23 protein-coding genes are annotated in these 24,656 nt (G+C 65.5%); 12 read left to right on the forward strand and 11 right to left on the reverse strand.

Going from position 1 to position 24,656, the window contains the following annotated elements:
• Nucleotides 1-93: 93 nt before the first annotated feature.
• From AB4Z00_RS00640 to AB4Z00_RS00660, 5 genes are all read right to left on the reverse strand, one after another.
• Entirely contained in the window at nucleotides 94-1,380 is a 1,287-nt protein-coding gene (locus tag AB4Z00_RS00640) for an MFS transporter (protein ID WP_442044399.1), read from the reverse strand.
• Between the two features lie 80 nt (nucleotides 1,381-1,460).
• Nucleotides 1,461-1,922: a DUF2721 domain-containing protein gene (locus AB4Z00_RS00645; protein WP_243654022.1), complete on the reverse strand. Its 462-nt coding sequence runs from the start codon at nucleotides 1,920-1,922 to the stop codon at nucleotides 1,461-1,463.
• A 3-nt stretch (nucleotides 1,923-1,925) separates the two neighbouring features.
• The gene (locus tag AB4Z00_RS00650) at nucleotides 1,926-2,741 is read right to left on the reverse strand and encodes a class I mannose-6-phosphate isomerase (RefSeq protein WP_442044402.1); all 816 of its coding nucleotides are present in this window, start codon (nucleotides 2,739-2,741) and stop codon (nucleotides 1,926-1,928) included.
• A gap of 10 nt (nucleotides 2,742-2,751) precedes the next feature.
• Nucleotides 2,752-3,801 (reverse strand): mannose-1-phosphate guanylyltransferase, encoded by a 1,050-nt coding sequence (locus AB4Z00_RS00655; protein WP_132261978.1) that lies wholly within the window; start codon nucleotides 3,799-3,801, stop codon nucleotides 2,752-2,754.
• 268 nt (nucleotides 3,802-4,069) lie between these two features.
• Nucleotides 4,070-4,819 carry a TonB family protein gene (locus AB4Z00_RS00660; RefSeq protein ID WP_442044404.1) on the reverse strand — a complete coding sequence of 250 codons (750 nt, stop codon included), beginning with the start codon at nucleotides 4,817-4,819 and terminating at the stop codon, nucleotides 4,070-4,072.
• 138 nt (nucleotides 4,820-4,957) lie between these two features.
• On the opposite strand from AB4Z00_RS00660, the gene AB4Z00_RS00665 reads away from it, so the two are divergent.
• Nucleotides 4,958-5,680: a dienelactone hydrolase family protein gene (locus tag AB4Z00_RS00665; protein WP_442044406.1), complete on the forward strand. Its 723-nt coding sequence runs from the start codon at nucleotides 4,958-4,960 to the stop codon at nucleotides 5,678-5,680.
• A 12-nt stretch (nucleotides 5,681-5,692) separates the two neighbouring features.
• On the opposite strand, the gene AB4Z00_RS00670 is transcribed toward AB4Z00_RS00665, so the two are convergent.
• A complete protein-coding gene (locus tag AB4Z00_RS00670) occupies nucleotides 5,693-6,745 on the reverse strand; it encodes a phosphotransferase (protein ID WP_442044408.1) in 1,053 nt (350 codons plus the stop codon).
• 141 nt (nucleotides 6,746-6,886) lie between these two features.
• On the opposite strand from AB4Z00_RS00670, the gene AB4Z00_RS00675 reads away from it, so the two are divergent.
• The 5 genes from AB4Z00_RS00675 to AB4Z00_RS00695 all read left to right on the forward strand — a co-directional run bounded on the left by AB4Z00_RS00675 (nucleotide 6,887) and on the right by AB4Z00_RS00695 (nucleotide 11,468).
• Nucleotides 6,887-8,101, forward strand: coding sequence for a CaiB/BaiF CoA transferase family protein (locus AB4Z00_RS00675; protein ID WP_442044410.1), 1,215 nt, complete (start codon nucleotides 6,887-6,889; stop codon nucleotides 8,099-8,101).
• Between the two features lie 2 nt (nucleotides 8,102-8,103).
• Entirely contained in the window at nucleotides 8,104-8,502 is a 399-nt protein-coding gene (locus AB4Z00_RS00680) for a Zn-ribbon domain-containing OB-fold protein (protein WP_442044412.1), read from the forward strand.
• Nucleotides 8,499-9,683, forward strand: coding sequence for a thiolase family protein (locus tag AB4Z00_RS00685; protein ID WP_442044414.1), 1,185 nt, complete (start codon nucleotides 8,499-8,501; stop codon nucleotides 9,681-9,683). The genes AB4Z00_RS00680 and AB4Z00_RS00685 overlap by 4 nt, the downstream gene beginning before the upstream one ends.
• 81 nt (nucleotides 9,684-9,764) lie before the next feature.
• Entirely contained in the window at nucleotides 9,765-10,964 is a 1,200-nt protein-coding gene (locus AB4Z00_RS00690; protein WP_442044416.1) for an amidohydrolase family protein, read from the forward strand.
• Nucleotides 10,965-11,057: 93 nt separating this feature from the next.
• A complete protein-coding gene (locus AB4Z00_RS00695; RefSeq protein ID WP_442044418.1) occupies nucleotides 11,058-11,468 on the forward strand; it encodes a GNAT family acetyltransferase in 411 nt (136 codons plus the stop codon).
• A gap of 41 nt (nucleotides 11,469-11,509) precedes the next feature.
• Here the strand turns inward: AB4Z00_RS00695 and AB4Z00_RS00700 are convergent, their stop codons facing one another.
• The 4 genes from AB4Z00_RS00700 to AB4Z00_RS00715 all read right to left on the reverse strand — a co-directional run bounded on the left by AB4Z00_RS00700 (nucleotide 11,510) and on the right by AB4Z00_RS00715 (nucleotide 16,690).
• The gene (locus AB4Z00_RS00700) at nucleotides 11,510-12,562 is read right to left on the reverse strand and encodes a phosphotransferase family protein (protein WP_442044420.1); all 1,053 of its coding nucleotides are present in this window, start codon (nucleotides 12,560-12,562) and stop codon (nucleotides 11,510-11,512) included.
• Between the two features lie 127 nt (nucleotides 12,563-12,689).
• A complete protein-coding gene (locus tag AB4Z00_RS00705) occupies nucleotides 12,690-13,526 on the reverse strand; it encodes an IclR family transcriptional regulator (protein WP_314463572.1) in 837 nt (278 codons plus the stop codon).
• Between the two features lie 90 nt (nucleotides 13,527-13,616).
• Nucleotides 13,617-15,161, reverse strand: a complete 1,545-nt coding sequence (locus tag AB4Z00_RS00710) for a class I adenylate-forming enzyme family protein (RefSeq protein WP_442044423.1) — start codon at nucleotides 15,159-15,161, stop codon at nucleotides 13,617-13,619.
• A gap of 140 nt (nucleotides 15,162-15,301) precedes the next feature.
• Nucleotides 15,302-16,690 carry a helix-turn-helix domain-containing protein gene (locus tag AB4Z00_RS00715; protein ID WP_442044425.1) on the reverse strand — a complete coding sequence of 463 codons (1,389 nt, stop codon included), beginning with the start codon at nucleotides 16,688-16,690 and terminating at the stop codon, nucleotides 15,302-15,304.
• A gap of 149 nt (nucleotides 16,691-16,839) precedes the next feature.
• Here AB4Z00_RS00715 and AB4Z00_RS00720 point away from each other — a divergent pair, with 149 nt between their 5' ends.
• The 4 genes from AB4Z00_RS00720 to AB4Z00_RS00735 all read left to right on the forward strand — a co-directional run bounded on the left by AB4Z00_RS00720 (nucleotide 16,840) and on the right by AB4Z00_RS00735 (nucleotide 22,131).
• On the forward strand, nucleotides 16,840-18,432 hold the full coding sequence (locus AB4Z00_RS00720) for an isocitrate lyase (protein ID WP_442044427.1): 1,593 nt from the start codon (nucleotides 16,840-16,842) through the stop codon (nucleotides 18,430-18,432).
• A 148-nt stretch (nucleotides 18,433-18,580) separates the two neighbouring features.
• Nucleotides 18,581-18,751 (forward strand): hypothetical protein, encoded by a 171-nt coding sequence (locus tag AB4Z00_RS00725; RefSeq protein WP_165921310.1) that lies wholly within the window; start codon nucleotides 18,581-18,583, stop codon nucleotides 18,749-18,751.
• Nucleotides 18,752-19,069: 318 nt separating this feature from the next.
• A complete protein-coding gene (locus AB4Z00_RS00730; RefSeq protein WP_442044429.1) occupies nucleotides 19,070-21,139 on the forward strand; it encodes a putative bifunctional diguanylate cyclase/phosphodiesterase in 2,070 nt (689 codons plus the stop codon).
• A gap of 62 nt (nucleotides 21,140-21,201) precedes the next feature.
• Nucleotides 21,202-22,131, forward strand: a complete 930-nt coding sequence (locus AB4Z00_RS00735) for a 1-phosphofructokinase family hexose kinase (RefSeq protein WP_442044431.1) — start codon at nucleotides 21,202-21,204, stop codon at nucleotides 22,129-22,131.
• A 63-nt stretch (nucleotides 22,132-22,194) separates the two neighbouring features.
• Here AB4Z00_RS00735 and AB4Z00_RS00740 read toward each other — a convergent pair whose 3' ends face one another.
• Nucleotides 22,195-22,866, reverse strand: a complete 672-nt coding sequence (locus AB4Z00_RS00740; protein ID WP_442044433.1) for a TetR/AcrR family transcriptional regulator — start codon at nucleotides 22,864-22,866, stop codon at nucleotides 22,195-22,197.
• 134 nt (nucleotides 22,867-23,000) lie between these two features.
• On the opposite strand from AB4Z00_RS00740, the gene AB4Z00_RS00745 reads away from it, so the two are divergent.
• Nucleotides 23,001-23,327, forward strand: a complete 327-nt coding sequence (locus AB4Z00_RS00745) for a 2Fe-2S iron-sulfur cluster-binding protein (protein ID WP_132261947.1) — start codon at nucleotides 23,001-23,003, stop codon at nucleotides 23,325-23,327.
• A 21-nt stretch (nucleotides 23,328-23,348) separates the two neighbouring features.
• Complete coding sequence (locus AB4Z00_RS00750; RefSeq protein WP_134095045.1) at nucleotides 23,349-24,608, forward strand: cytochrome P450; 1,260 nt, start codon at nucleotides 23,349-23,351, stop codon at nucleotides 24,606-24,608.
• Nucleotides 24,609-24,656: the final 48 nt, after the last annotated feature.

The raw sequence follows: 24,656 nt of genomic DNA on the forward strand, positions 1-24,656 counted from the left end.
ATCGAAGGGCCGGGAAGCGCATGCGCTTTTCCGGTCCTTCTCGTTTCAGCCCGTCATCTGCTCAGCGCCTGTCTCTGGATCCGCGCCTTTCCGTCAGCGCGCCGTCACTCGGTCGCCTGAGCCGATATCCTCTCGGTCTGCCTCCGCCCAATTCGGATAAGCCGGAAGCGTGACGAGCAACGACCCACCCAGCAGACATCCCACGGTTCCCGCCCAAAGGAAGGGCTCATAGCCCCCGAAGCCGTCGTAGATCGCCCCTGCCACGAGCGGCCCCAGTCCCGAAGCCAGGGCCACCAGCGCCGACATCAGCCCATAGATCGCGCCGAAATGGCGCATTCCGGCATAGCCGACCGTGAGATAGGCGCAGATCTGCATCTTGGTGCCTGCCGCGTAGCCGTTGACCAGCAAGGCGAAGACGATCGCCACGGTGGAATTCATCGCTACTGTCAGCAGGAAGAAAGTCACCGCGGTGACTCCCATCGTCAGCCCCCCGATCCAGTTGGGCCGGTAGCGGTCGAGCAGCGCCCCGGTCGCGAGCTTGCCGACGATGCCTGCCACGCCGGTCAATGAAGTAAGCCAGGCCGCGCTGCCTCGGCTGATGCCCGATTCGGTGAGGATCGGGAAAAGATGAATGCTGAGGCCGATCGTCAGCAGCATGATCACGAACGTCGAGATCGCCACTTGCCAGAGCGGCCGGCTGCGCAACGCTTCCTGCCGCGTAAGCCCGGGCAGATGCGCGCTCGACCGAGGGCCGGGCGCCTTGCCGCTGCGTGTCGCGCGGTCGTGTGCGTCATAGAGAAACAGGAAGCAAAGCAGCAGCGAAACGCCGCCCCAGCCCAGCCCGAACCAGACGAAGGCCCCTCGCCAGCCCACTTCCTCGATCAGGAAATTGCCCAGGGGCGGAACGATCGCCTGCGCCAGAGCCGTGCCAGAAACCGTGCAACCAAGCGCCAGTCCCCGCCCGCGCGTGAACACACCGGCGACGGCAGCGGTCCAGATCGTCGACTTGATCGTGGTGATGAGGAGCCCGAAGACCAGCCACAGGGCAATCCACTGCACCTGCGACCCGTTGGCCAATGCAAAGGCGCAAGTCGAACCCATGACGGCCACGATCCCCGGCAGCGCCAGCCGCCGCGAGCCGACCCGATCGATCAGGACCCCGTAGAACGGCGAAAGCACGGCACTGGTGAAAGTGGCGATGCCCGGGCCCGCCGAAAGCAGCGACCGGCTCCATCCGAACTCGCGCGAGAGCGGCTCCATGAACAGGCCGGTCCCCGCAAGCAGCACGGAGAGGAAGGAAAACCCGATAGAGGCGGCCAGGACAAGGGTCCAGCCCGTCTTCCATTCCTGGGCCTGCGTCGGCTCTTTCGGCTCTTCCACGGCGTCTCTCCCTCGTCCTCCAGACTAGAGGGATCGGAAAAAACGCCAATCGCCAGGACGATAACCCTCGCCGCGGCGAGTCAGATCTTGCGGTGCAGTTCCAGATAATCGCGCGGAATGCTCAGCGCTTCCTTGGCGACCTGGGTTTCGCGCAGGAACAGCAGCAAGGCCACCAGCAGGAGCACGATCGAGGCAAGGAAGATGATCGCCGCTGCACCGTGCATGTCCAGTCCCGCCAGTCCTTGAAGGAACAGCACGGCGACAGTCGTGCCGATGCACAGGCCCGACAGCACCATGAAACGGATGGCATTGGTGATGATCGAGATGCGCTTGTCTACCAGTCTGATCTCCAGCACGACCATGTCGTGTTCCGCGCCATCCGTCTGGTTATGGCGCTCCTGAAGATAGCGCGCACGGTCTACCACCCGGCCGAGCCGGGTGGACAGGATGTTCAGGATATTGCCTATGGCCACCAGCACGAAAACCGGCGTGAGGGCCAATTGAATGGTCTGGACGATCATGGCGTTGTCTGTCGTGAACACGCCTCAGCCTGCACAGGCCCTCGCCAGAAGGCAAACGCCGTCTTCCGGAAATTCCACAAGATCCAGCGACTTTGCCAGCGCGCAGCCACCCGGAGCGATGGAATCGCCGGCGACCGTGAACGTGCCCTCGCGCGGAATGACCAGAAGGGCATCTGGATAACGCGCGGCGATCTCGGCGGTCGGCCGTCCGTGGACCTGGTCTAGCAGGAACAGCGGGCCGTCCACCAGCACGGCACTGCCTTCGACCGGAACGCGCTTGTGCCAGCGTGCCAGGTCATAGACCTCGCCCTTGGCGACGGCCATGCCGTCATCCAGATGAAGTTCGCGCGGCCGGCCGTAGTCATAGAGCCGGTACGTAATGTCGCTGTTTTGCTGCACTTCGATCAGGCTGACGCCCACGCCGATGGCATGAACGGTATTGGCCGGGATGTAGAAGAAGTCTCCCGGCGCCACTTCGTGCCAGGTCATGAGTTCCTCGATCGAGCCGTCGAGAGAGGCCTCCCGCATCTTGTCCGCGCCGATGGGGGCATCGAAACCGATCCCCAGCGTTGCGCCGGGCTCTGCATCGACGATCAGCCAGCACTCTTCCTTGCCCTGCCGTCCCAGACCCTTTGCCTCAGTCTGCGCATCGGTGGGATGGACCTGCACGGAGAGTTTCTCGCTGGTGAAGATGTACTTCACCAGCAAGTCCGGCAGCCCGGCCGGAGGCTCGAACCAGATCTCTCCGATCCGCGCGCCCTCGGGCGCCTTGAACGGCACCGGCAGCACATCCTTGCCCCAGGGCTTTTCAACCTGGCGGATCGGCAGTGCAGCAGTCATCGATAGTTCCTTACTGGTTCACGGCTCCGGAGAGCTTTCCGACCTTTTGCACACCGTCAACGGTCGTGACCAGCACATCGTTGCCGTCGATGACCACGATCACGTTTTCCAGCCCGATCACCGACACCCGCGGCCCGTCACTGTCGACCAGCACGTTGCGGCAATCGACCATCTCGACCGCGCCGCTGCCGCGCACGGAATTGCCGTGTTCGTCCCGTACGAGCGCATCGTGCAGGGCCTGCCAGTTGCCGATGTCCGACCATTCCATGTCGGCGGGCACCAATGCGGCACGGCGGGTATTTTCCATGACCGCATAGTCCACCGAATCGCTTTCGACTTCGGCGAAAGTGGCGGCGTCCGGGTGGAAGCGGTGGCCGTCCTCCGCGCCCTTCTCGACCGCTTCGCGCACTTTCGCGGCGATCTGCGGACGATGCGCGGCAAGCTCAGCCATGAAGTCGCCCACGCGGAAAGCGAAGATGCCTCCATTCCAGGCGTAGTTTCCTTCTGCAAGGAATGCCCTGGCGCGCTCGATGTCCGGCTTCTCGACGAACTGGGCGGTACGGAAGGCCATCTCATGGCCTTCGATAGCCTCGCCGCGCTTGAGATAGCCGAAGCCGGTGTCCGGCGCTGTGGCTTCGATGCCGAACGACACGAGCCAGCCTTCAGTTGCCAAATCGGCGGCAGCGCAGGCTGCCTGGGCGAAGACTTCCGGCCGCGCGATGTGGTGATCGCTGGGGCAGACGAGCATCACGGCATCATCCGGAAGGCGGCAGGCAGCGAGCGCGATAGCGGCGGCGGTATTGCGCGCTGCCGGCTCAACGATCACCGCAGCGCCTTCTATCCCGCGAAGCTGAGCTTCGACATGGGCGAGGTGCCGTGTTCCAGTAACCACGACCGGCGCCGAGAATCCACCGGCAGCAGGGCAACGAGCCACAGTCGCTTCGAAAAGCGTGGAATCGCCGATCAACGGCAGGAAAGGCTTGGGCATGGCAGCGCGGCTACGCGGCCAGAGTCGGGTCCCACTACCGCCGCAGAGAATGACAGGTACGATTTCAGGCATGTTACTCGCAGTGCGAAAGGAAAGGGAATTTTCTGGCGCGCTAATAGCTGCCCCTTCCACCAACGCAACAGTATCGATCCAGTCAGACTTCATCATTCACTCCTGCAGTGGCGCATTCGAGCTTTGCCGCAAGCGCGCCTCCATGACTCATGATCGAACGGCTACCGCCCATTTAGAACACTAGCTCCCACTCCAGCGCTCGTCTTCGCACAACAAGACCAACCGAACCACCCCTGCGCCGCATGGAAAGATCCCCCGTTATATTCGCTTACGGCGCGGTCTTGAGGAACCATCGCTGCCGCCATCCATAATCCGCCTCGACCGGATTGCCGTTGGCATCCTGCGCCGGCTTGAAGCGGAAACGCTCCGCCGCGAGCCGGCAGGTTATGCGATCGGCTTCGGCATCCGGGCTGGCCTGGACGACCCGGCACCCTTTCACCCGGCCATCCGTACCGACCCGAAGCGCGACGACGACTTGCGTCCCCAGGCGCAGGTCCCTGCTCTTGCGGGGATAGTCGCGGGCGGAATTGATGTCTCCGGCGATCTTCACCGGTTTGGTGGCAATTCCCCCACCGCCTCCGGTTCCAGCACCGCTTGCCCCGGAGCCGGGGCCAGCCCCGGCGCCCGAACGTCCCGTGCCAGCGCCTTCCAGCCCGGCGCCCGAAGCGTTCTGCGTCCCTTGACCTGCCACCTGCGGCGCCTGGGTTGGCTTGAGGGTCACGGCCGCCTTGGGAGCCGCCACGGCGCGAGGTTCTGCGCGCTTGGCGGGCGCCCCTGCCGCGCCCTCTTCCCGCACGGGCGAGACATGGGATTCCGGCGTCGCCGCCGGACTCGGGGGGGCCGGTGGCGGATCGAGGGGGACGTCGAACGTCCGGGTCAGCGACCCCATGATCGTCGTGGCCAATTGCGGCGTAAAAGCGCGGATCAGCACGAGGATCACCGCAATGTGGAGCGCCGCTACCAGCAGGATCGCCGCCAGCCGCGTTCGCCGCCCCGGCTCAAGATCGGCTCCGCTCATGCCGGTGGGATGCCACGGCGTTCAACGCCCTGACAACCCCGGCGAGCGTTTTGACAAGCCGGCGAATATCGGGGCATTCTCCTTTGCGAACAACAATTCGCCCTGCCGACAAGGCTGGGCGACGGGAGAGGAAACGGCATGGGCTTCGAGGCAACGCAATGTCATCACGAGGGCACGGCGATGAACGGGCGCCTGGCGAGGGGCTTGGGCCTGCCCAATGGCGGCACTGTCCTGATGTTTCCGGGCGCCACCGGCCCCAGCCCAAGTTTCGATGCGGCCATGGAGGAACTGGCCGATGCGGGCTATCTCGTGGTTCATGCCAATGTCTATGGCGAGGAGGTGGACATGGCCTCTTCGCAAACGGCAGGCCAGGGATTCGCGGCGCTCATGGCGGAACCGGCGCGGCTTCGCGGCCGGGTCCTGGCCTGGTTCGAACATGTGCGCGAGCTTGACGGAGTCGATCCACACCGCATGGCCGCGCTCGGATACTGCTTCGGTGGCAAGTGCGTTCTCGAACTCGCGCGCAGCGGGGCGGCCGTGCGGGCAGTGTCGAGTTTTCACGGGTTGCTGACCACCCATGCACCGGCGCAACCCGGGATCGTCAGTGCCCGCGTCGCGGTGTGGACGGGCGGCGACGATCCCTACGCGCCAAGGCCGGACGCCGACGCACTCCAGGCGGAAATGGATACCGCGGGGGCCGACTACCAATTCACTCTTTTCGCCAAGGCGCGGCACGCCTTCATGGACCCCGACCACGACGGCTTCGCACCGGGGATCGTCTACGACCGGACGGCACACCGGATCGCCTGGGCAGGCACGCGGGCGCTCCTTTCGGAGACCATCGGCGGCCACCCTGGTTAGCGCTGGGAAGTTCTACAGCCCCAACAGGGCATGGCTTTCGTGCCGTGCCACGGCCTTCCCGAGGCGATCGACGAACTCGACGATGATCGGCGGATCGACCCTTCGGGTGATGGACCAAAGATAGAAGCCATAGATCGCCGCTTCCCGGTACTGGAGCCAGGCCTCGTCCTCGTCAGGCATCGTCAGGCCATGGCCGCGCATCATCGCCAGATATTCGCGGAGCAGGTGCCGCTCCTCGGCCTCGGCCAGCGCAGGGGGCAGGACGGCATTGATGTGATAGGCCACGTCCAGCGCCCAGCCGCCGCGCTGGAGCAATTGCCAGTCGATCAGCCCCATGCCCCCGTTCCAGCGGAACACGTTCCCCGCATGAGCATCGCCATGAACAAGGAACTGCGGCCGTGACGCATCGCGCGCGGCCAGAGCCTTCAACGCCGCAATCAGACGCGGGGCATCGCGCACCGAACGCGGAAGGCCGTCTCCGCGCGGCCCGTCCAGAAGCTCCTGCAGGGTCTCGGGCGTGACATAGCGCATTTCGGCCAGTTGCGAGAGACGTGGGCGGATCCAGGTGAACTCAGTCAACACCGCGCTGCGAGCATGGAGATGCGCGATCTGGCCCAGGCTGGACAGCGCGTCGTCTGCCGAGAAGCTGTCGAGCGCGGAGCAGAACACCGCCCCCTGGACGATGAGATCGCGCATCACGGTCACCGCCTGCTGCCGGTCGCGATCGATCACGGTGGCGATGCAATCAGGCACGGTGCAATCGACGAGCTGGGCCAGCCTGCCGTAGAAATCGGCCTCGAGCACACAAGTCGGCCCGCCCCGCGCCGTCATCTCGTCCACATCGAGCAGGCCTTTGAGGCAATAGGCGCCCTGCCCGCCATCCTCGAATGTCACCGCAAAGCGGACTTTGGTGGCAACGGTGCGGATCACTTCCACCGCCTCGGCACTGCGTACGGTCCGCCCCAGAACCTGGGTCAGCCACGCGGGCGCGAGCGCGGCCGCCAGCGTGGCCGGTACTTTGGCCGAGACCAGTCGGGGTGCTTCGCGTGTAAGAGCATCCGGCATGTCCTGTTCTCCCGATGCCGGTCGAGTCCGGCTTGTCCAATTCTCTATTTCGGTACATAATTCGCAATAGAGAATTTATCGCGCCTGCGAAGTCCGGTCCAGTCGAGTCTGGCAGGGCGCGATGTCGGGAGAGTTGCAACGATGGGCAGGCCGCTGGAAGGCATCAAGGTCGTGGAAGTGGCGATGTGGGCTTTCGTGCCGGCATGCGGCGGAATGCTCGCCGACCTGGGCGCGGAAGTGATCAAGATCGAGCCGCCGAGCGGTGATCCGCTGCGCGGCCTCAAGATCGTCTCTCTCGGTGGCGGGGAAAGCGCGTTCGATTACTCCTGGGAGAGCTACAATCGCGGCAAACGCTCGGTGACGCTCGATCTGAAGCAGGACGCTGGGCGCGCCGTGCTCGACCGGCTGCTGGAGGGGGCCGACGTGTTCCTCACCAACTTGCTGCCCCCGGCGCGCCGGTCCATGCGAATCGATGCGGAAACGCTGCGCGCCGCTTTTCCCAACCTGATCTATGCCAGCGGCAGCGCGCTTGGCCCCAACGGACCGGAGAGCGACAAGGGCGGCTATGATGCCATCACGTTCTGGGCGCGCGGCGGCATTGCCTCCTCGCTCACGGGGGAGGATGCCGTGCAACCTGTCGGCCCGCCTGGTCCGGCCTTCGGCGATACCCTGTCCGGCGCCATGCTGGCCGGCGGAGTCTGCGCCGCGATCGCCCGGCGCGCGCTTACGGGCGAAGCGGGCGAAGTGGACGTTTCGCTGCTGGGCGCAGCGCTGTGGTCGCAGCAGCGGTCGATCTGCCAGGCCACCGCAGATGGCTTGCGCAAGTTCGCCCGGCCCGATCCGGCGCGGCCGCACAATGTGCTCGTCGCCAATTACCGCACGAGCGATGGGCGCTTCGTGGCGCTCTGCATGCTGCAGGGGGATCGCTACTGGGCGCGGTTCTGCGACGTGGCAGGCCGACCGGACCTGGCCGAAGACCCGCGCTTTGCCAACAGCGCGGCCAGACGCGAGAATCTGACGGACTGCCTTGCCGCCATGATCGCCCTCTTCGCTTCCCGACCGCTGGCTGAATGGAAGGAAATTCTCGCCCGGCAGGACGGCCAGTGGGACGTGGTGCAGGACGTGGGCGAAATCGCTGACGACCTGCAGGTCCAGGCAAACGGCTATCTCAAGCAGGTTCCCGCAGGCGATGGCAGGAGCCTGCCGATGGTCTCGGTACCCATCCTGTTCGAAGGGGCGCCGCTGCCCTCCACCCGCTCGCCCGAACTGGGCGCTGACAGCGACGCCGTCCTGGCCGGCCTCGGCTACGGCGAGGACGAGATCATCGACCTCAAGGTCCAGGGCGTGGTGTTCTGAGCGTGGCACCAAAGCTCCCCCGCCTCGAACCGGATACCGCCTTTTTTTGGACTTCGGGTGCCGACGGCAGACTGCGCATTCAGCACTGCGCCGATTGCGGGCAGTGGCAGCACCCGCCTCTGCCCCGCTGCGCCTCCTGCGGCAGCGAGGCGGTCTCACCGGAGCCGGTCTCAGGCAGAGGACGCATCGCCAGCTACACCGTCAACCGTGAGGCCTGGCTGCCCGATATGGCCGTACCCTTCGTCTTCGCCGCGGTCGAACTGGCCGAACAGGCGGGGCTCTACGTGTTCACCAACCTCAAGGCCCCGATGGAAGAGGCACGGCGCGGGCTTCCGGTGACAGTCGCTTTCGAGCAGCAGGACGATGTCTGGCTGCCGATGTTCCGGCCGGAGGCGTCGTGATCCCGCTTCCCGAGAAAAGCGTCTGCATAACCGGCGCGGCCCAATCCGAAGTCGCGCGGCCATCGCCGCGCAGCGCCTTGCAACTCACCGCCGATGCCTGCCTTGCCGCCATTGCCGACGCCGGGCTGTCCGTTGCGGAGATCGACGGGATCGCCACTTATCCCGGCAAGTCCGCGGAAGGCGGCGGCATTGCCCCGGTCAGCCCCTCGGAAGCCGCCGAAGTTCTGGGCATCACGCCGCGCTGGATTTTCGCCTCCTCCGAAGGCTTCAGCCACATGGCGCCGATCTTCAACGCCGTGACCGCAATCGCCTGCGGCCTGGCGCGCCATGTCGTGGTGTTTCGCACCGTCGCCCAGGCCAGCGCCCGGCGGCAGGCCCGCGCCTCCACGCTTCTGTCCGGCGGCAGGGACCGCGTGGAGGGCAACAATGCCTGGACCGTCCCATTCGGCGCCGTTTCGCCCGTCAACACTTTCGCGCTCTATGCCCAGGCCTATTTCGACCGTTATGGCGCCAACGAAGCGCAGCTTGGCGCCATCGCCGTAACCAGCCGCGCTCATGCGGCGCTCAATCCCGCCGCCATCTACCGCGAGCCAATCACGCTGGACGATTACCTCGCCTCCCGCGTGGTCTCTTCGCCGCTCCGGCTTTACGACTGCGATGCCCATGTCGACGGCGCTACCGCGCTGGTGCTCTCGCACCGCGATGCCGCCGCCGACTTGCGCAATCCGCCTCTCCATGTCGAGGCCATGGGCATGGCGGTCGGGGGCCTGTGGACCGGACGGCACGAAGGCGACTTCACCAGCCTGCCCGCCGCGCATCGCGCCGGCGAAATGCTGTGGTCCCGCACCGACCTGACGCCGGACCGGATCGACTGCGCGCAGATCTACGACGGCTTCTCGATCTTCGTCTGGCTCTGGCTGGAGGCGTTGGGGCTGGTGCCAAGCGGAGAGGCCTGCCGGTTCACCGAAGGCGGTTCGCGGATCGGACTGGGCGGAGAACTGCCGCTCAACACCGGAGGCGGCCAGCTCTCCGCCGGGAGACTCCATGGCTATGGCCATATCCATGAAGCCTGCGTGCAACTCTGGCAGCGCGGCGGCGAACGGCAGGTAGCCGGTGCCCGCAACGCGATCGTTTCCAACGGGGGCTACGGATACGGCGCGATGCTCCTGCGACGGGACTGACGGGGCTGGCGATACTTGACTCTTAAGTTCGTTATATCGATACTTCATTCACAATAACGAATTCATGAGAGGAGTTGGGAGATGAGCGAGGCTGATCCAGCCATCGGCGCCAAGGCCGTGACCCATTGGCCTTACGGCCCGATCTTCGACGCCGATGCCCACATCGATCCGCCGCATGACATGTGGAAGGACTACCTCCCCGCGCACCTCAAGGACCGCGCACCGTTCATCGAGCATGGCGAGGACGGAGACTACATCTGCTTCGAGGGCAATCGCCGGCCTTTCATGATGATCAACAACCAGGCCGGGCGCGAGGGACAGAACTTCAAGATGAAGGGCCGCCTTGCCGACCAGCGCAAGGTCTGGGATCCGGCCACGCGGCTTGCCGACATGGATGCCGACGGCATGGATGCCGCGCTGCTGTTCGGCGGCGGCCCGCTCGGCTCGTTCGACAACGAACTCTACATCGCCAGCTATGAAGCCTACCAGAACTGGGTGCTGGACTTCTGCTCCGCCGCGCCGGAGCGCCTCTTCCCCGTGGGCTACGTGCCGATGCGCGACGTGGACGAGACGGTGGAGCATGTCCGCCGCCTGGCGGGCAAGGGCTTCCGGGCGATCAACCTTCCCGCCTTCCCGCAGAACCCCGATGCCTGGAACACCAGTTCGGGCGTTGCGGCGCTGAAATCCGGGCAGGTCTCCGCACTCACCGGCGCCCCCAAGGGGAGCCTGCAATATTACCAGCCGGAGTTCGACCGCCTCTGGGCCGCGCTCTGCGACCATGATCTTGTTGCCACGTTCCACCTCGGCGCGCGCGTTCCCCGCTTCGGGGAGAAGCAGTTCTTCCTGCCCGACATGCCGATGAGCAAGCTGGCCATGGCCGAGCCGATCGGCATCCTCATCTACAACGGCGTTTTCGACCGCTTCCCCGCGCTGCGGGTAGGATCGATGGAAAGCGGTGTGGGCTGGTTTGCATGGTATGCCGAATACAACGACCGGACCTGGGAGAAGCAACGATTCTGGACCGAATCGCCGCTGAAGAACCCGCCAAGCTGGTACATGGATCACAACCTGTTCGGCTCGTTCATCCAGGACCGTGCAGGCATTCTCAACCGCGACCTGCCGGGCGGACGCAACATCATGTGGTCCTCGGACTATCCCCATTCCGAAACCACCTTCCCCCGCTCGCGCGAGGTGATCCTGCGCGACTTCGAAGGTGTTCCGGAAGCGGATGTGCGGGCCATCGTCCATGACAACTGCCGGCGGATGCTGGCGCTTTCCTGAACGCTGGCGGGYCGATTACCTGCGGTTCCCTCCTGCCGCTCGAACGGTCATAAGCGGCTTCGGCCGCTCTTGGCCGGGCGACGAGGAGCTGCCATGGAAATCAGGCCATACCGCGATGAGGACTTCTCCGGTGTGAAAGCCCTGTGGGAAGAGGCCTTCCCTCATGACCCGCCTGCGAACCGGGCGGAAATCGCCATTCCCGCGAAACTTGCCGTGCAAGGCGAACTGCTGTTCGTGGCCTGTGACAGTGAGTTCGTTGCCGGCACCGTCATGGCCGGTTACGACGGGCATCGGGGATGGCTCTACTCGGTCGCGGTGCGCGGTGACAGCCGGCGCAGCGGCCTTGGCACCCGGCTTGTCCGCCATGCCGAGCAAGCCTTGCTGGCGATGGATTGCGCGAAGATAAACCTTCAGGTCAGGTCGACGAACGCGGCCGTAGTGGCCTTCTACGAGGCCCTCGGCTACGCGGTGGAGGACCGCATCAGTCTGGGCAAGCGGTTCTGACCCTGCCGACGCGCGGCGCCCGAAGAYGGGCGCCGGACACCTTACGCGGCATGCACTTTCAGCCGCCGCGCCATGGCTGCCTCATCCATGATCCGGGTGCCGCGCAAATGGCCGAGGCGGATACCGGTGCAGGTCATCTTGAACCTGGCGAAATCCTCGTACCATTCGAGATCGGCCGCCTGGTTGCCGGTAAGCTCCTCCCAGAGCGCGACGGTTTCCTCACGGCTGCCCATGCCATCCAGCGGCGCGCCGTAAGTCGAGCCGGGACCATGCATGGTGTCGGCAATGACGCAGAACCAGGCCAAATCGTGAAGCGCGCCGCCCAGCGAAGGCTGCTCCCAGTCCATGACGGCCACCACATCGAAGTTCGCGTCGAACATCATGTTGCCGATCCGCGCATCGCCCCAGACCAGGCCTTCGGGCCGGTTGGCCGGCCACAACGATCGCAGCCGGTCCAGCGCCTCGGTGAGCACTGGAAGCGGCTCTACTTCCTGCAGCCAGCGGGCGAAGCGCAAGTATTTGTTCCACTCCTGCTCCAGCCCCCGCTCGCCCGCAGGTCCTGCCAGGAAATCCAGCCCCGCCAGCGGCACCCGCTGAACGGCAGCGAGTTGCTCCACGGCATTGCGCCAGAGTACGCGGCGCTGCTCCGGCGCCGCATCCCGAAGCCAACCCTCGCGCGCGTAAGGGGGGATCGAAACCGGCACTTGCCCGGACTTGCGCTCCATCACGAAGAACGGTCTGCCAAGCAGCGCCGCGTCTTCCTCGAACCAGAGCGGCCGGGCGACGCGCACGCTTTTGCCCCGTGCCAGGGCGTCCATCACCCGGTACTGCTGCACGAACAGGTCATCGGGAAAGACCGTGAAGCCACCCGGCTTGATCCGGACGACACAGCCCTGCTCCCGCGCCCGGCCCTGCTCGATCCAGCGTGCATCGAACAGGATCGTCTCGTGGCTTTGCCCCGCACCCCGCGGATAGGCGAGATTGCGGACTTCGACATCGCTCGCATCGGGCAACTTGCCGGCAAGCCATTCCGCCAGGAGGGTTCCCAGTTCCGCAAGGTCACGGGTTTCCGGCGCGACGATCACGTCCGACATCCAGCACTCTCCCCAATCGCTAAATTCTAAATAGCGAATTTATTTTCGCTAAAATTGATAGAGCGACAGGGGAAGAGGGTCAAGCGCCTGAACGGACCTGCCTCGATGATACCGCCGGGACGGAAGCTCAGCTTTCTTCGGGTTGACCGATCAGGAAACGGGAAATGCGCGCGCAGGCATCGGCAAGCGCCTCACCTGCCCGGCGCGCCTCGGCCCCGGTCATGGAGCCATTGAAACCGGCCAGGACAAGCGAGATCGAGACGCGGTCGCGAGCGTCGTAGATCGGGGCCATGATCGCCATGAGCGGGTAAGCGCGCTCGTCTTCCAGCTCCGTCTGCGGCACGACCGGCGGATCCTCCAGCCCCGAAGTCGAGATCTCTGCAGTGCGTGAACTGTCGGCGCGGCGGATCAGCGCAATGAAACCGTGCTCGCGAACGAAGGCCATGCCGCCATGAAGCTGTTCCAGTTGCTCGGCCGAGGGCGACGGATTGATGCGGACTTGCGCCGCATCGGCCTCGCGCGGGTTGCGGGCGAAGAACGAAGTCGCCTGAACCCAGCGCAGCGGCATGCGCGTGCCCAGCGGGACCGGGTAGCCGACATGGCTGGCCGAGGCAGCCCGTTCGCGCAAGTGGATCGTGTCGCCTTCCAGGAAGTAGGCGCCGCAGACCACGTCGAAATCGTCCGCCAGCTTGCGCATTTCCGGCTGCGCAACCTGGAGCGGCGAGAAGTGCTCCGCCGCCGTGCGTCCGATGGCCGCGAGCGCCGGACCGAGCACGTAAGTCTTGTCGCTGGTGCGGTAGAGGTAGCCCACGTCGACCAGCCCGGTCAGCAGGGCATGGCATGTGGCCCGGCTCAGCTTCAATGCGCGCACCAGGTCGGTCAGGGCGAAGGACTGGCGCGGGTGATCGGCGATGAAATTGAGGATGGCGGCCATGCGGGCGACGCCGGGAGAGGAACGCGACATGGGCACTTTCGCTATTTCGAATTGCCTGTCGGGTTATTGGGCGTGAGAGCCTTCGTCAATGCCTACAAGCCCTTCCTCAGGGCGGAGGGCCTAGACGGCGTTCTCGCTCAGCCGCTCCGCCACGATCCGGGCGATCTCTCTGCGGGCGACCTTGTTGGAATGGAGCAACGGCACCTCGTCCCGCGCCAGTTCCACCCACGCCCGCGGGACCTTGTAGCCGGAAAGGCTGCCGCGCAGCCTGGCCTCTATCGCGGCCATATCGAGCACCGCGCCATCGCGCGGCACCAGCGCCGCCACGAGCAGCGCGCCGCGCTCCCGGTCCGGCAGGCCGACGACATAGGCGCTGTGCACGCCGTCTAGCGCCTGCAGTTCCATCTCCACTTCCGCAGGCGAAACGTTCGAACCGGAAACCTTGATCATGTCCCCGCCGCGCCCGACGAAATGGATACGGCGGCCGTCCGCACGATCCTCGACAAGGCAGAGGTCGCCAGTGCGCAGATAGCCGTCCGGCGTATAGTGTTCGGCGCGGTCGATCTTGTGGAGTCCGGTCGCGACGGCAGGTCCGCGCACCTGCATCTCGCCGATCTCGCCATCGCCGACCGCACGGCCATCCTCGTCGGCAATGCGGATGTCATAGCCGGGCGCGAAGTGGTCCATCGGCGCGCAGACCGGGCGGCCTGGCACCCGGAACTCGTCCCCCCAGCCATAAGGACCAAGCGTTTCGCTCATGCCCAGGCCCCACCACGGCTGCGGCCCCTTGATGCGTTCGAGATCCTCCTCCGCCAGCACCGAACCCATGGCGAAGCGGCTATTGCTGAGCGTCCGCTCGGTACAAGTGGTGACGGCGCCGCGCTCCCATCCGGGCAGCAGGTACAACATCAGGCCGCCCACCCAGAACATCGGCAATTGCGCCGGGCGTTCCTCGCCCGCCTGCACGCCCAGCATCTCCGCCAGCCAATGGCTGCGCGCCATGACCGCACCGTGGAGATGGCGCACACCCTTGGGCAGCGCCATCGAACCGGACGTGTAGATCTCGATCATCTGGTCCGTCGGGTGAACTTCGGATTCGACCTCGAGCAGCAGGTCTTCGCCCAGTTCCGCCCCCGCATCGGTCAGCCAGCCCATAGGCCCGGCGGCGGTGGGCAGGCCCTCGCCGCTGGAGACGATCCAGCGCAAGTAGGGCACGCGCGGCAGGCGCAGCGCGCCGCAAGCCTGCCCGACGAGTTCGGGCAATGCCTCGGTGAGGCGGGCCACGAGGTCCTTGCCGAGCATGGTGCGCTGGACGATCAGGCCCTGTACGTCGCTCTGGCGCAGCACGCGGACCAGTTCGCCTGCGCGGAGCATCGTGCTGATCGGCACCGCGACTGCGCCGGTACGGGCAATGGCAGCAAGCGCGATGGCAAAGCCCGGACCATTGCCGAAGATGAAGCCGACGCGCGCGCCCTTCCCCACTCCGCGCGCCAACAGCCCGCGCGCGAGCGCGGCAGACTGGCGGTCAAGATCCGCGAAAGTGACGCTTTCCCGGCCGGCTTCGGTCTCCAGCGTGATCGCCTCTGCATCGCCATGAGATGCAGCGGCGGAGCGGATCAGTTCGGGAAAGGTCCGGGCCGCACCCGGCGTGCCTGCGCTGCTCAATGCACTCATCCTCTCGCCGGGTTCTTGCCCTGTGAGGCTCGATCCTGCTTCGAGGGGGCCGCTTTCGCAACTCTTGCCGCCTCGCCATCGCCCCGGCGGAATCGTCACATTCGCGAATTACAATTCGCAATTGCGAAATATCAGCTTTCCGAGAAAGTATAGGGCTGTGCGGCGCGGCGATAGTCGTCGGCGAGCACATCGCGGCCGATAGGCGGCACCGAGCGGGCCGCACAATCGGCACGCTGGCAAAGGCGGCAAGTGACGCCGATGGGCGTTGCGCCTGCTTCCGGCTCACCTCCGTAAACCAGCTTATCCGCTTCTTCTGCCGCGCAGGCGAGGGCCACCGCGCGGGTGACTTTCATGCGGCCGTGACGCCCCTCACCCGAAGTGACGGTGCGCGCGATGGAGAAGAAGCGCTGGCCGTCCGGCAGTTCCAGCCACTGCGTGCGCACCTCGCCCGGCCAGCGGAACACCTGATGCACCGACCACAAGGGGCAGCCGCCGCCATGCGCCGCGAAGGGAAAGCCCGCGCCGTCCAGCCGCTTGGAGACGTTGCCCGCCTCGTCCACGCGCAGGAAGAAGAACGGCACGCGCTCCTCACCCGGCCGGTGCAGCGTGGTGAGGCGGTGGGCGACTTGCTCGAAACTGGTGCCGAACAGCGCGCAGAGCGCCTCGATATCGTAGCGCCGCGCCTCCGCCGCGCGGGCGAACCGGGCGTAAGGCATCAGGATCGCCGCTGCCGCGTAACCGGCCAGCGCGCGTCGCACCAGCGTCGCCGTGGTGGCCTGCACGAACGCTGCCGCGCGCACGACTGCAACGATATCGCTGCGCATCGCGGTATGCGCAATATGCGTGGCGATCTGGAACGCACGGCTTGAGGCCCCAAGCGTATCGTCGATCAGGAGCTGCTGGTTGTGCCGGTCGAAACGGCGCAGCGAATCGACCATGACGTCCGGTGGCAGGAAGCGCACGCGCACGCCCTTGGCGGCGAGCCATGCAGTGGCCCCGCCCGCCTGCTCGATCTCGGCGGCCAGTTCCTCGGCACGCAAGTCGACGGTGTGGAAGTAGTTGCGCGAAGCCCCGAGGAAGCGCTGCGCCTCGCGCACCGGCTCGTTCTCTTCGGCGGCGGGGCCGGAGGCGCGCTGCTCAGCCAGGGCCTGGCTTTCGCGGGTATAGGCACCGTGAAGCCGCAGCAGTGCTTCCGAAATGCCCGGAAAGCTCATGGCGAGGTCAGCGATTTCCAGCGACGGCAAGTCGATATCGGCGAACAGCGGATCGCGCAGCACATCGCCCACGCGGCGGGCATAGTCCTCGCCGTCGTCCCCGGCGATATCGGCGATGTCGAGCCGGTAGGTCCGCGCCAGACGCAGCAGCATGTCCGCCGTCACCGGGCGCTGGTTACGTTCCAGCAGCGCCACGTAGCTGGGCGAAATCTCCAGATCCTCCGCCATCGCCTGCTGGGTCAGCCCCAGTTCGCGGCGCAAGCGGCGAAGCCGGGGGCCGAGGTAGAGAGGTCGTGATTCCGCCATGACTTCCGCAGTTTGTCATGCCTGCACATCTTTACAAGGAATATCTGTAAAGTTTGACAACCGGACTTCGCAGCCCGTTCCGCACCGCACAAATCGGGATTAGCTCCAGGCCATCGCCCAATCACATTTTTCGACGGGGACTTTTGGCAGTGACCTACCAGAGCAAGATCACCGAAGCCGGCCAGACCATCGGCACCGAGCCCAACTGGAACGGCATCGAGCCGGAATCGGTCGCGCGCATGCGCCTGCAGAACCGCTTCCGCACCGGGCTCGACATAGCCCGTTATACCGCGCGCATCATGCGTGAGGACATGGCCGCCTATGACCGCGACCCCGCCAACTACACCCAGTCGCTGGGCTGCTGGCACGGGTTCATCGGTCAGCAGAAGATGATCTCTATCAAGAAGCACTTCGGCACAACCAAGGGCCGCTACCTCTATCTCTCGGGCTGGATGGTCGCGGCGCTGCGCAGCGAGTTCGGCCCCCTGCCCGACCAGTCGATGCATGAGAAGACGTCGGTTCCGGCGCTGGTCGAGGAACTCTACACGTTCCTCCGCCAGGCAGATGCCCGCGAAATGGGCATGATGTTCCGCGATCTGGACAAGGCGCGCGATTCGGGTGACGAGGTCGAAGCCAAGCGCCTTGAGCACGCGATCGACAATCACGAAACGCATGTCGTGCCGATCGTCGCCGATATAGACGCGGGCTTCGGCAATGCCGAGGCGACCTACCTGCTCGCCAGGAAGTTCATCGAGGCCGGCGCCTGCTGCATCCAGATAGAGAACCAGGTCTCGGACGAGAAGCAGTGCGGCCATCAGGACGGCAAGGTCACCGTCCCGCACGAGGACTTCATCGCGAAGATCCGCGCCGTCCGCTACGCCTTCATGGAACTGGGCGTGGACGGGGGCCTGATCGTGGCGCGCACCGACTCGCTGGGCGCGGGGCTGACCAAGCAGATCGCTTTCACCCGCGAACCGGGCGACATCGGCGACCGCTACAACAGCTTCCTCGACTGCGACGAGATCGCGGCGGGCGACGTCGGCCACGGTGAGGTTCTCATCACCCGCGACGGCAAGCTGATGCGCCCGAAGCGGCTGCCGTCGAACCTCTACCAGTTCCGCAGCGGAACCGGCGAGGATCGCTGCGTGCTCGATTGCATTCATGCGCTGGAAAATGGCGCGGACCTGCTGTGGATCGAAACCGAGAAGCCGCATATCGGCCAGATCGGCGGAATGGTCAGCCGCATCCGCGAAGTGATCCCGAACGCGAAGCTGGTCTACAACAACTCGCCCAGCTTCAACTGGACGCTGAACTTCCGCCAACAGGTCTTCGATGCCTGGGCTGCGGAAGGCCGCGACACCAGCGCTTATGATCGGGCAAGGCTGATGAGCGTGGATTACGACGGCACCGAGCTGGGCAAAGAGGCCGACGAGCGCATCCGCACCTTCCAGAAGGACGCGGCGCGCGAGGCGGGGATCTTCCACCACCTCATCACCCTGCCGACCTACCACACGGCCGCCCTGTCGACCGACAATCTGGCGAAGGAATACTTCGGAGAGGCGGGCATGCTCGGCTACGTCAAGGGCGTGCAGCGCCAGGAGATCCGCCAGGGCATCGCCTGCGTGAAGCACCAGAACATGGCCGGATCCGACATCGGCGACGACCACAAGGAATACTTCGCCGGCGAGGCCGCCCTCAAGGCCGGCGGCACGCACAACACGATGAACCAATTCGCTGCCTGAGGCAGCGGGGGGAACCAATTCGCTGCCTGAGGCAGCGGGGGAACCAGTTCGCTGCCTGAAAGCGCGAAGAAACGAACTTCGAGAACGCCCGAAGACAGTCCTCGGGCGGATGGGGAAAGCCCCAGTGAAGCAAGGAAAGGAAGGTACTATGACCACCATGACCGCCGAACCGGCCCGCGCCCGCGCGGTGCTTTCGAACCAGGACTTCAAGCTGCTGCAGGAAGCCGTGCTCTATTACATGCGGGCGCATGAGGACGATCCGGTCAGTTCGACTTATTCGAACCTCTACCATCGTCTCGGAAGCGCCACACGGCGCTGACCAAACCAAGGCGCAGCGCCACGCRGCGCTGACGCAGCCACCGGAACGCCGGCGATGATAACGCCGGCGGCCAGAACGACCGGTCCTGCCAGGACCGGATAACCTCTCAAGCGCTTTCCTGGGGAGGAAGGCCAGGCCCGTCGCACCCCGGTGCGGCGGGTTTCTTTTGTGGTTAATTTCCTTTTCCGCGCGGCACTTCCTGTCGGCGCAAGAGCAGCACGATTGCGTTGGCGGAAAAATTAACGTCCTGTGTTATAAACCGAATCCGGGTTCGGGCTCGCTTGCTGGTTATGGAAAGTGCGGAAAGAGTACGAAGCCTTGGAAGGCGAAGCGCCACCTGAAACGCTCGATGCCGCGCTCGCGGCAGCCGACCGCGCGGAAAAACGCCTGCGCGAGGCTATCGAAGTGCTGCCGCAAGGCGTCGTCTTCCTCGACGAGGACGGGCGCTACATCCTGTGGAACCGCAAGTACGAGGAAATCTACTGCCGTTCCGCAGACCTGCTGGAGCCCGGCGCCCGCCTGGCGGATACCTTGCGGGTCGGCGTCGCGCGCGGCGACTATCCCGAGGCCAAGGGCCGCGAGGAGGAATGGCTCGCCGATCGCCTGCGGTTGATGCAGGAACCCGATGCCCGGCACGAACAGCGCCTCTCCAACGGCCGCTGCATCCTCATCGAGGAGCGCCGGACCGAAGATGGCGGCTCCATCGGCCTGCGCGTGGACATCACCGATCTCAAGCAGCAGGAAGAGAGCTTCCGGCTGCTGTTCGATCGCAATCCGCTGGCCATGCTGGTCCACGACCCAGAAAGCGGCCTGATCGTGAATGCCAATGCCTCCGCCTGCCGCCTGCTGGGCTACACGCCGGAGGAACTGAACGGCCTCGCCACGCGCCGCCTCTTCGCGGCGCAGGCCTGGGCGATCGCCGCACCGATGCTCGATGCCGATCTGGCGACCAGCAACGCGAACTGGCAGATGCTGCGCCGGGACGGGGGCCGGGTGGAAACCCATGTCTCCACTCACGCCTCGACACTCGACGGCCGGCAGGTGACGATCGCCTCGATCTTCGACGTGACCGAACGCTGCCGCATCGAGCGCCGCATGGAATACATGGCGCGGCACGACGAGCTGACCGGGCTGGCGAACCGCTCGCATTGCCGCGAGACCCTGCGCGAATTGCTTCACGGCGCCGTCCCGGCAGGAACGGTGACTCTGGCGCTGATCGATCTCGACAACTTCAAGTCCGTGAACGACACTTATGGCTACCGCTTCGGCGATGCCCTGCTGATCGATGCCGCGCTGCGCATGCGGGACCTCATGCCGCCCGGCGCCCTGCTCTGCCGGATCGCCGGAGACGAATTCGCCATCATCTTCCGCAAGTCCAGCCTGACGCAGGCCGAACTGGTCATCAAGGCGATCATCGCCGTGCTCTGCGAACCCTTCCATGTCCACGGCAACACCCTGCATGTCGGCGCCACGGCCGGCATGGCCGGCGCTCCGTTCGACAGTGGCGATCACGAGACGCTGATGCGCTATGCCAATCTGGCGCTCTACGCTGCCAAGACCGAGCGACGCGGCAGTTGCCGAAGTTTCGAAGTGGCAATGGACGAGGCCGCGCAGGCCAGGAGCCGGTTGGAGACGGACTTGCGCAAGGCCGTGCGCGACGATGAACTGGAAGTCCATTACCAGCCCTTGCTCAACCTGGAAACCGGCGCCATCGAGTGCTGCGAGGCCCTGCTGCGCTGGAACCACGCAGAACGCGGGCAAGTCTCTCCCGAAGTCTTCGTGCCGCTGGCGGAAGAACTCGGCCTGATCGACAAGCTCGGCCGTTTCGTGCTGCAGACCGCCTGCCGCGAAGCGACCCGCTGGCCGGGGTCCGTGCGGCTTTCGGTCAATGTCTCGCCCGTGCAGTTCCGCAACGGCAATCTGCTCAGCACCGTCATCAACGCGCTGTCCGGTTCAGGCCTCGGCGCGGAACGGTTAGAACTGGAGATCACCGAAGCCGTGCTGATGGAGCATGGCCCCCGCCCCGCCGCGATCATCCGCAACTTGCGGGCCTTCGGCATCGGCATCTCGCTCGACGATTTCGGCACCGGCTATTCTTCGCTCAGCTACCTGCTCAACTACCCCTTCACCAAGATCAAGATCGACAAGTCCTTCATTCTCAACCTCCATGAGGAAGCCAGTTCGCGGGCGGTGATCCGCGCGGTGATCGGGCTCGGTCGCAGCCTGGGGCTGACGGTGGCCGCGGAAGGGATCGAGAGCGACGTGGAACGGGAATACTTGCGCGCAGAGGGCTGCACCCAGGGCCAGGGCTTCCTGTTCGGACGGCCGCAGCCGGGATCCATGCTGCAATTCCCCGGCGCCCAGCCGGACGCACTGGACCCGGTCTAGCGCCGACCCGCGATCGCGGGCATGAAGCGCTGCAAGAGACCGGCCGACCAGGAGCTGCCTTGATGAAGAACATCGCCACGCTGACGATGAACCCGACGATCGACATCTCCTACGATGTCGGCAAAGTGCAGCACACCCACAAGATGCGCACTGACAACGAGCACTATGCTCCGGGCGGCGGCGGCATCAACGTGGCGCGGGTCTTCGTGCGGCTCGGCGGTCATGCACGGTGCTTCTATCTTTCGGGCGGGGCCACCGGACCGGCGCTGGACGGGTTGATCGACCTGCATCAGCTTGTCCGTACGCGCATCGCCATCGAAGGCCCGACCCGGATCGCCGCCGACATTCTCGAACACGATACCGGCAAGGAATATCGCTTCACGCCCGCCGGCCCGCAAGTCAGCGAAAGCGAATGGCAGGACTGCCTCGACCAACTCGCCGAAGCCGACTGCGACGTGCTGGTGATGAGCGGATCGCTGCCGCCCGGCGTGCCCGACGACTACTATGCCCGCGTCGCCCGGCTGATGCGCAAGCGCGGCTGCGACGCCGTGCTCGACAGTTCCGGAAAGGCGCTGGAGGCGGGGATCGCGGAAGGCGGACTGCTGCTGGTCAAGCCCAGCCAGGGCGAGTTGCAGCAATATGCCGGCCGCAAGCTGGAGGATGTCGATGCCATCGGCGCGGCCGCCATGGAGATCGTCGAGGCGGGCAAGGCGCGGCTCGTCGCCGTGACGATGGGCCATGAAGGCGCGGTGCTGGCGCGGGCCGAAGGACCGGTGTTCCTGCCCGCGCTCAAGATCGACGCCGCCAGCGCGGTCGGCGCGGGCGACAGTTTCGTGGCCGCCATGGTCCACGCCCTGTGCCGGGGGGACGACGAGCTGGAGGCTTTCCGCCGCGGCATGGCAGCAGGCTCGGCGGCGGTGCTGCGTGCGGGCACGGACCTGGCGCGGCCCGACGACATCGAGCAGATGCTGGAACGCATCGCCCCGCTCTAACCGGCCGCCGACCCTTTCGGAACCCGGCAGCGATACCTAGCAGGCGTCAGCCCGTACGAAGCGTCAGGCGACGATGGCCCTTCGGCAGAAGTCCCAGATCGCCCCGGCCAGCGCCTCGCGCTCGGCAAGATCGGGCTCGCCGCCTTCCTCCTGGAGCAGGACTGTGTGCACGGTGGTGGAAACGAGGTTGTAGATCAGCCGCGCCTGCAATTGCGGCTCGGCGGGGCGGAACTCTCCCTTCTCGATACCGGCGGCGACATGGCCGGCCATGAGATCCAGCAAGGGCTGGAGCGCGGCCTGAAGCTCCGCCGGGCGCGACTGGGCCAGCCGCAAGTGTTCGCGGCTAAGCGCTGCGCTGCGCAGATGGGCGCCGCTCTCCACCGAATCGCCCTGGCCGAGCTGGCCGACGACGATGCTCGACACGATCAGCCGCAGGGCCTCCATCGGGCTTTCCACCTGCCGCGTCATTTCGCCGAACTGGAGCGCGGCCGAGCGCAGCGACGAATCGAAGACCGCCAGCACCAGGTCGTCCTTGCCCTGAAAACGCTCGTAAAACGCGCGCCGTGCCAGGCGGGTGCGGGAAAGGACGGCGCGGATCGTCAGCCCTTCGAGACCCGCTTCGTCGAGCAGATTGTAGGCCGCGGTCACCAGCAGCCGCGTGCGATCCTGCTCGCCGTCGTCGAAAGCGGCGAAGGGCGTGTCGGAAGGGGCGGGGATCGGAAGCGATGATGCCATCCGCCATGGACTAGGCGCTCCGCCCCGCGCGGTCCAGCCGGTGCTTTCATTTGACCCCCTTCGAAGACCGCGCTACACGCCGTGAGAACAGCGTTCTCAGAAATGCGTCAACAGCCGAAGGACAGGAGAGTTCGATGCCCAAGGTCACTTACGTCGATCATGAAGGACACGCGTCCGACGTGGACGTCGAGGTCGGCGACAACGTCATGCACGGCGCCGTCTACAACGGGATCGAGGGGATTACCGGCGAGTGCGGCGGTGGGCTCTCCTGCGCTACCTGCCACTGTTATATCGACGCGGACTGGGTCGACACCGTTGGCGCCCCCTCCTCCCAGGCGGAAGAGGAACTGCTGGAATCGGCAGCGGCCGAAGTGCGTCCCAGCAGCCGGCTCTCGTGCCAGATCGAGATGACATCCGCGCTGGACGGCCTCGTCGTCCACATGCCCGAACATCAATTCTGAACCGCCAGGCAGGAGAGACCGATGCCCATCGACGCCGCCAACCCGGTTCCCCCCAGCTTCCCGCGCCACGTCGGCATGGACCAGGTGCCGGACCATGTCCCGGCAGAGCTGATCCGCCAGTCCGGCCTGACGTTCGGCCCCGAATTCCTCGCCGGCCCGCACGATTTCATGGCCGCGCTGCATGAAAAGCAGCCGCCGATCTATTACGACGTGAGCCCGATGGGCAACATGTGGCACCTCACCAAGCATGAGGACGCCCTGTTCGGCCTGCGCCATCCGGATATCTTCTCGAACGAAGGCGCCACGCCCTTCCCGCGCGATCCGAACGACTACTTCTACTTCATCCCGATCGAGATCGATCCGCCCCACCACCGCAAGTACCGCAACATCGTGGATCCGGTGTTCAGCCCCAAGGGCGTGCTCAAGCTGGAAGAGTTGATCCGCAGGCGCTCGAACGACCTGATCGACGAGATCGAAGCCAAAGTCGCGGCCGGGGGCACTTGCGAATTCACCGAGGACTTCGGCCGCCCGCTGCCGGTCTCGGTATTCCTCGATATCATGGGCCTTCCCCAGGCCATGCGTGACACCTTCGTCGAATGGGCGATGGAACTGCTCCATTCGAACGACCGCGCGATCATGGGCCAGGCGATGGCGAAGATCGGCGCCTATCTCAAGGAAGCCATCGCCGAGAAAAAGGCCAATCCGGACGACGGCGTGGTCAGCCTGATCGCCCATGCCGAGCCGGACGGCGTGCCGCTCTCCGAAAAGGAGATCTTCGGCTTCGTCTGCTTCCTGTTCATCGGCGGGCTCGACACGGTGTTCGCCACGCTCAACAACATCTGGCTCTGGCTGGCGCAGAACCCCGAGCAGCGCCAGGAGATCATCGACCGCCCGCAGGACATCGACCGGATCGTCGAGGAACTTCTGCGACGCTGGTCGGTCACTTTCTCCGGACGCGTGCTCGACAAGGACTACGAGATGCGCGGCGTGCAGATGAAGAAGGGCGACCGTGTCACCTTCATCCTGCCCGCCTGCAATTTCGATCCCGAAGTCTTCCCCGATCCGAAGACCGTGGACTTCGACCGGCCCCGCAAGACGATCCTGGCCTTCACCGTCGGGGTACACAGCTGCATGGGCGGACATCTCGCCCGCCTGGAAGTGAAGATCGCGCTGCAGGAATGGCTGAGGCGCGTGCCCCAGTTCGAACTGCAGCCGGGAACGCACATCGAGTACCGCCCCGGCGGGGTGATCGGACCGGAAGCCGTGCCGCTGGTCTGGTAGTCGCCGCCCGCCTGCCGCATCGTCTTTGCTGCAAGCCCCTTGCGCCCG

Origin of the sequence: Novosphingobium sp. YAF33, from assembly GCF_052113265.1 — a bacterium.
Lineage (GTDB): Bacteria > Pseudomonadota > Alphaproteobacteria > Sphingomonadales > Sphingomonadaceae > Novosphingobium.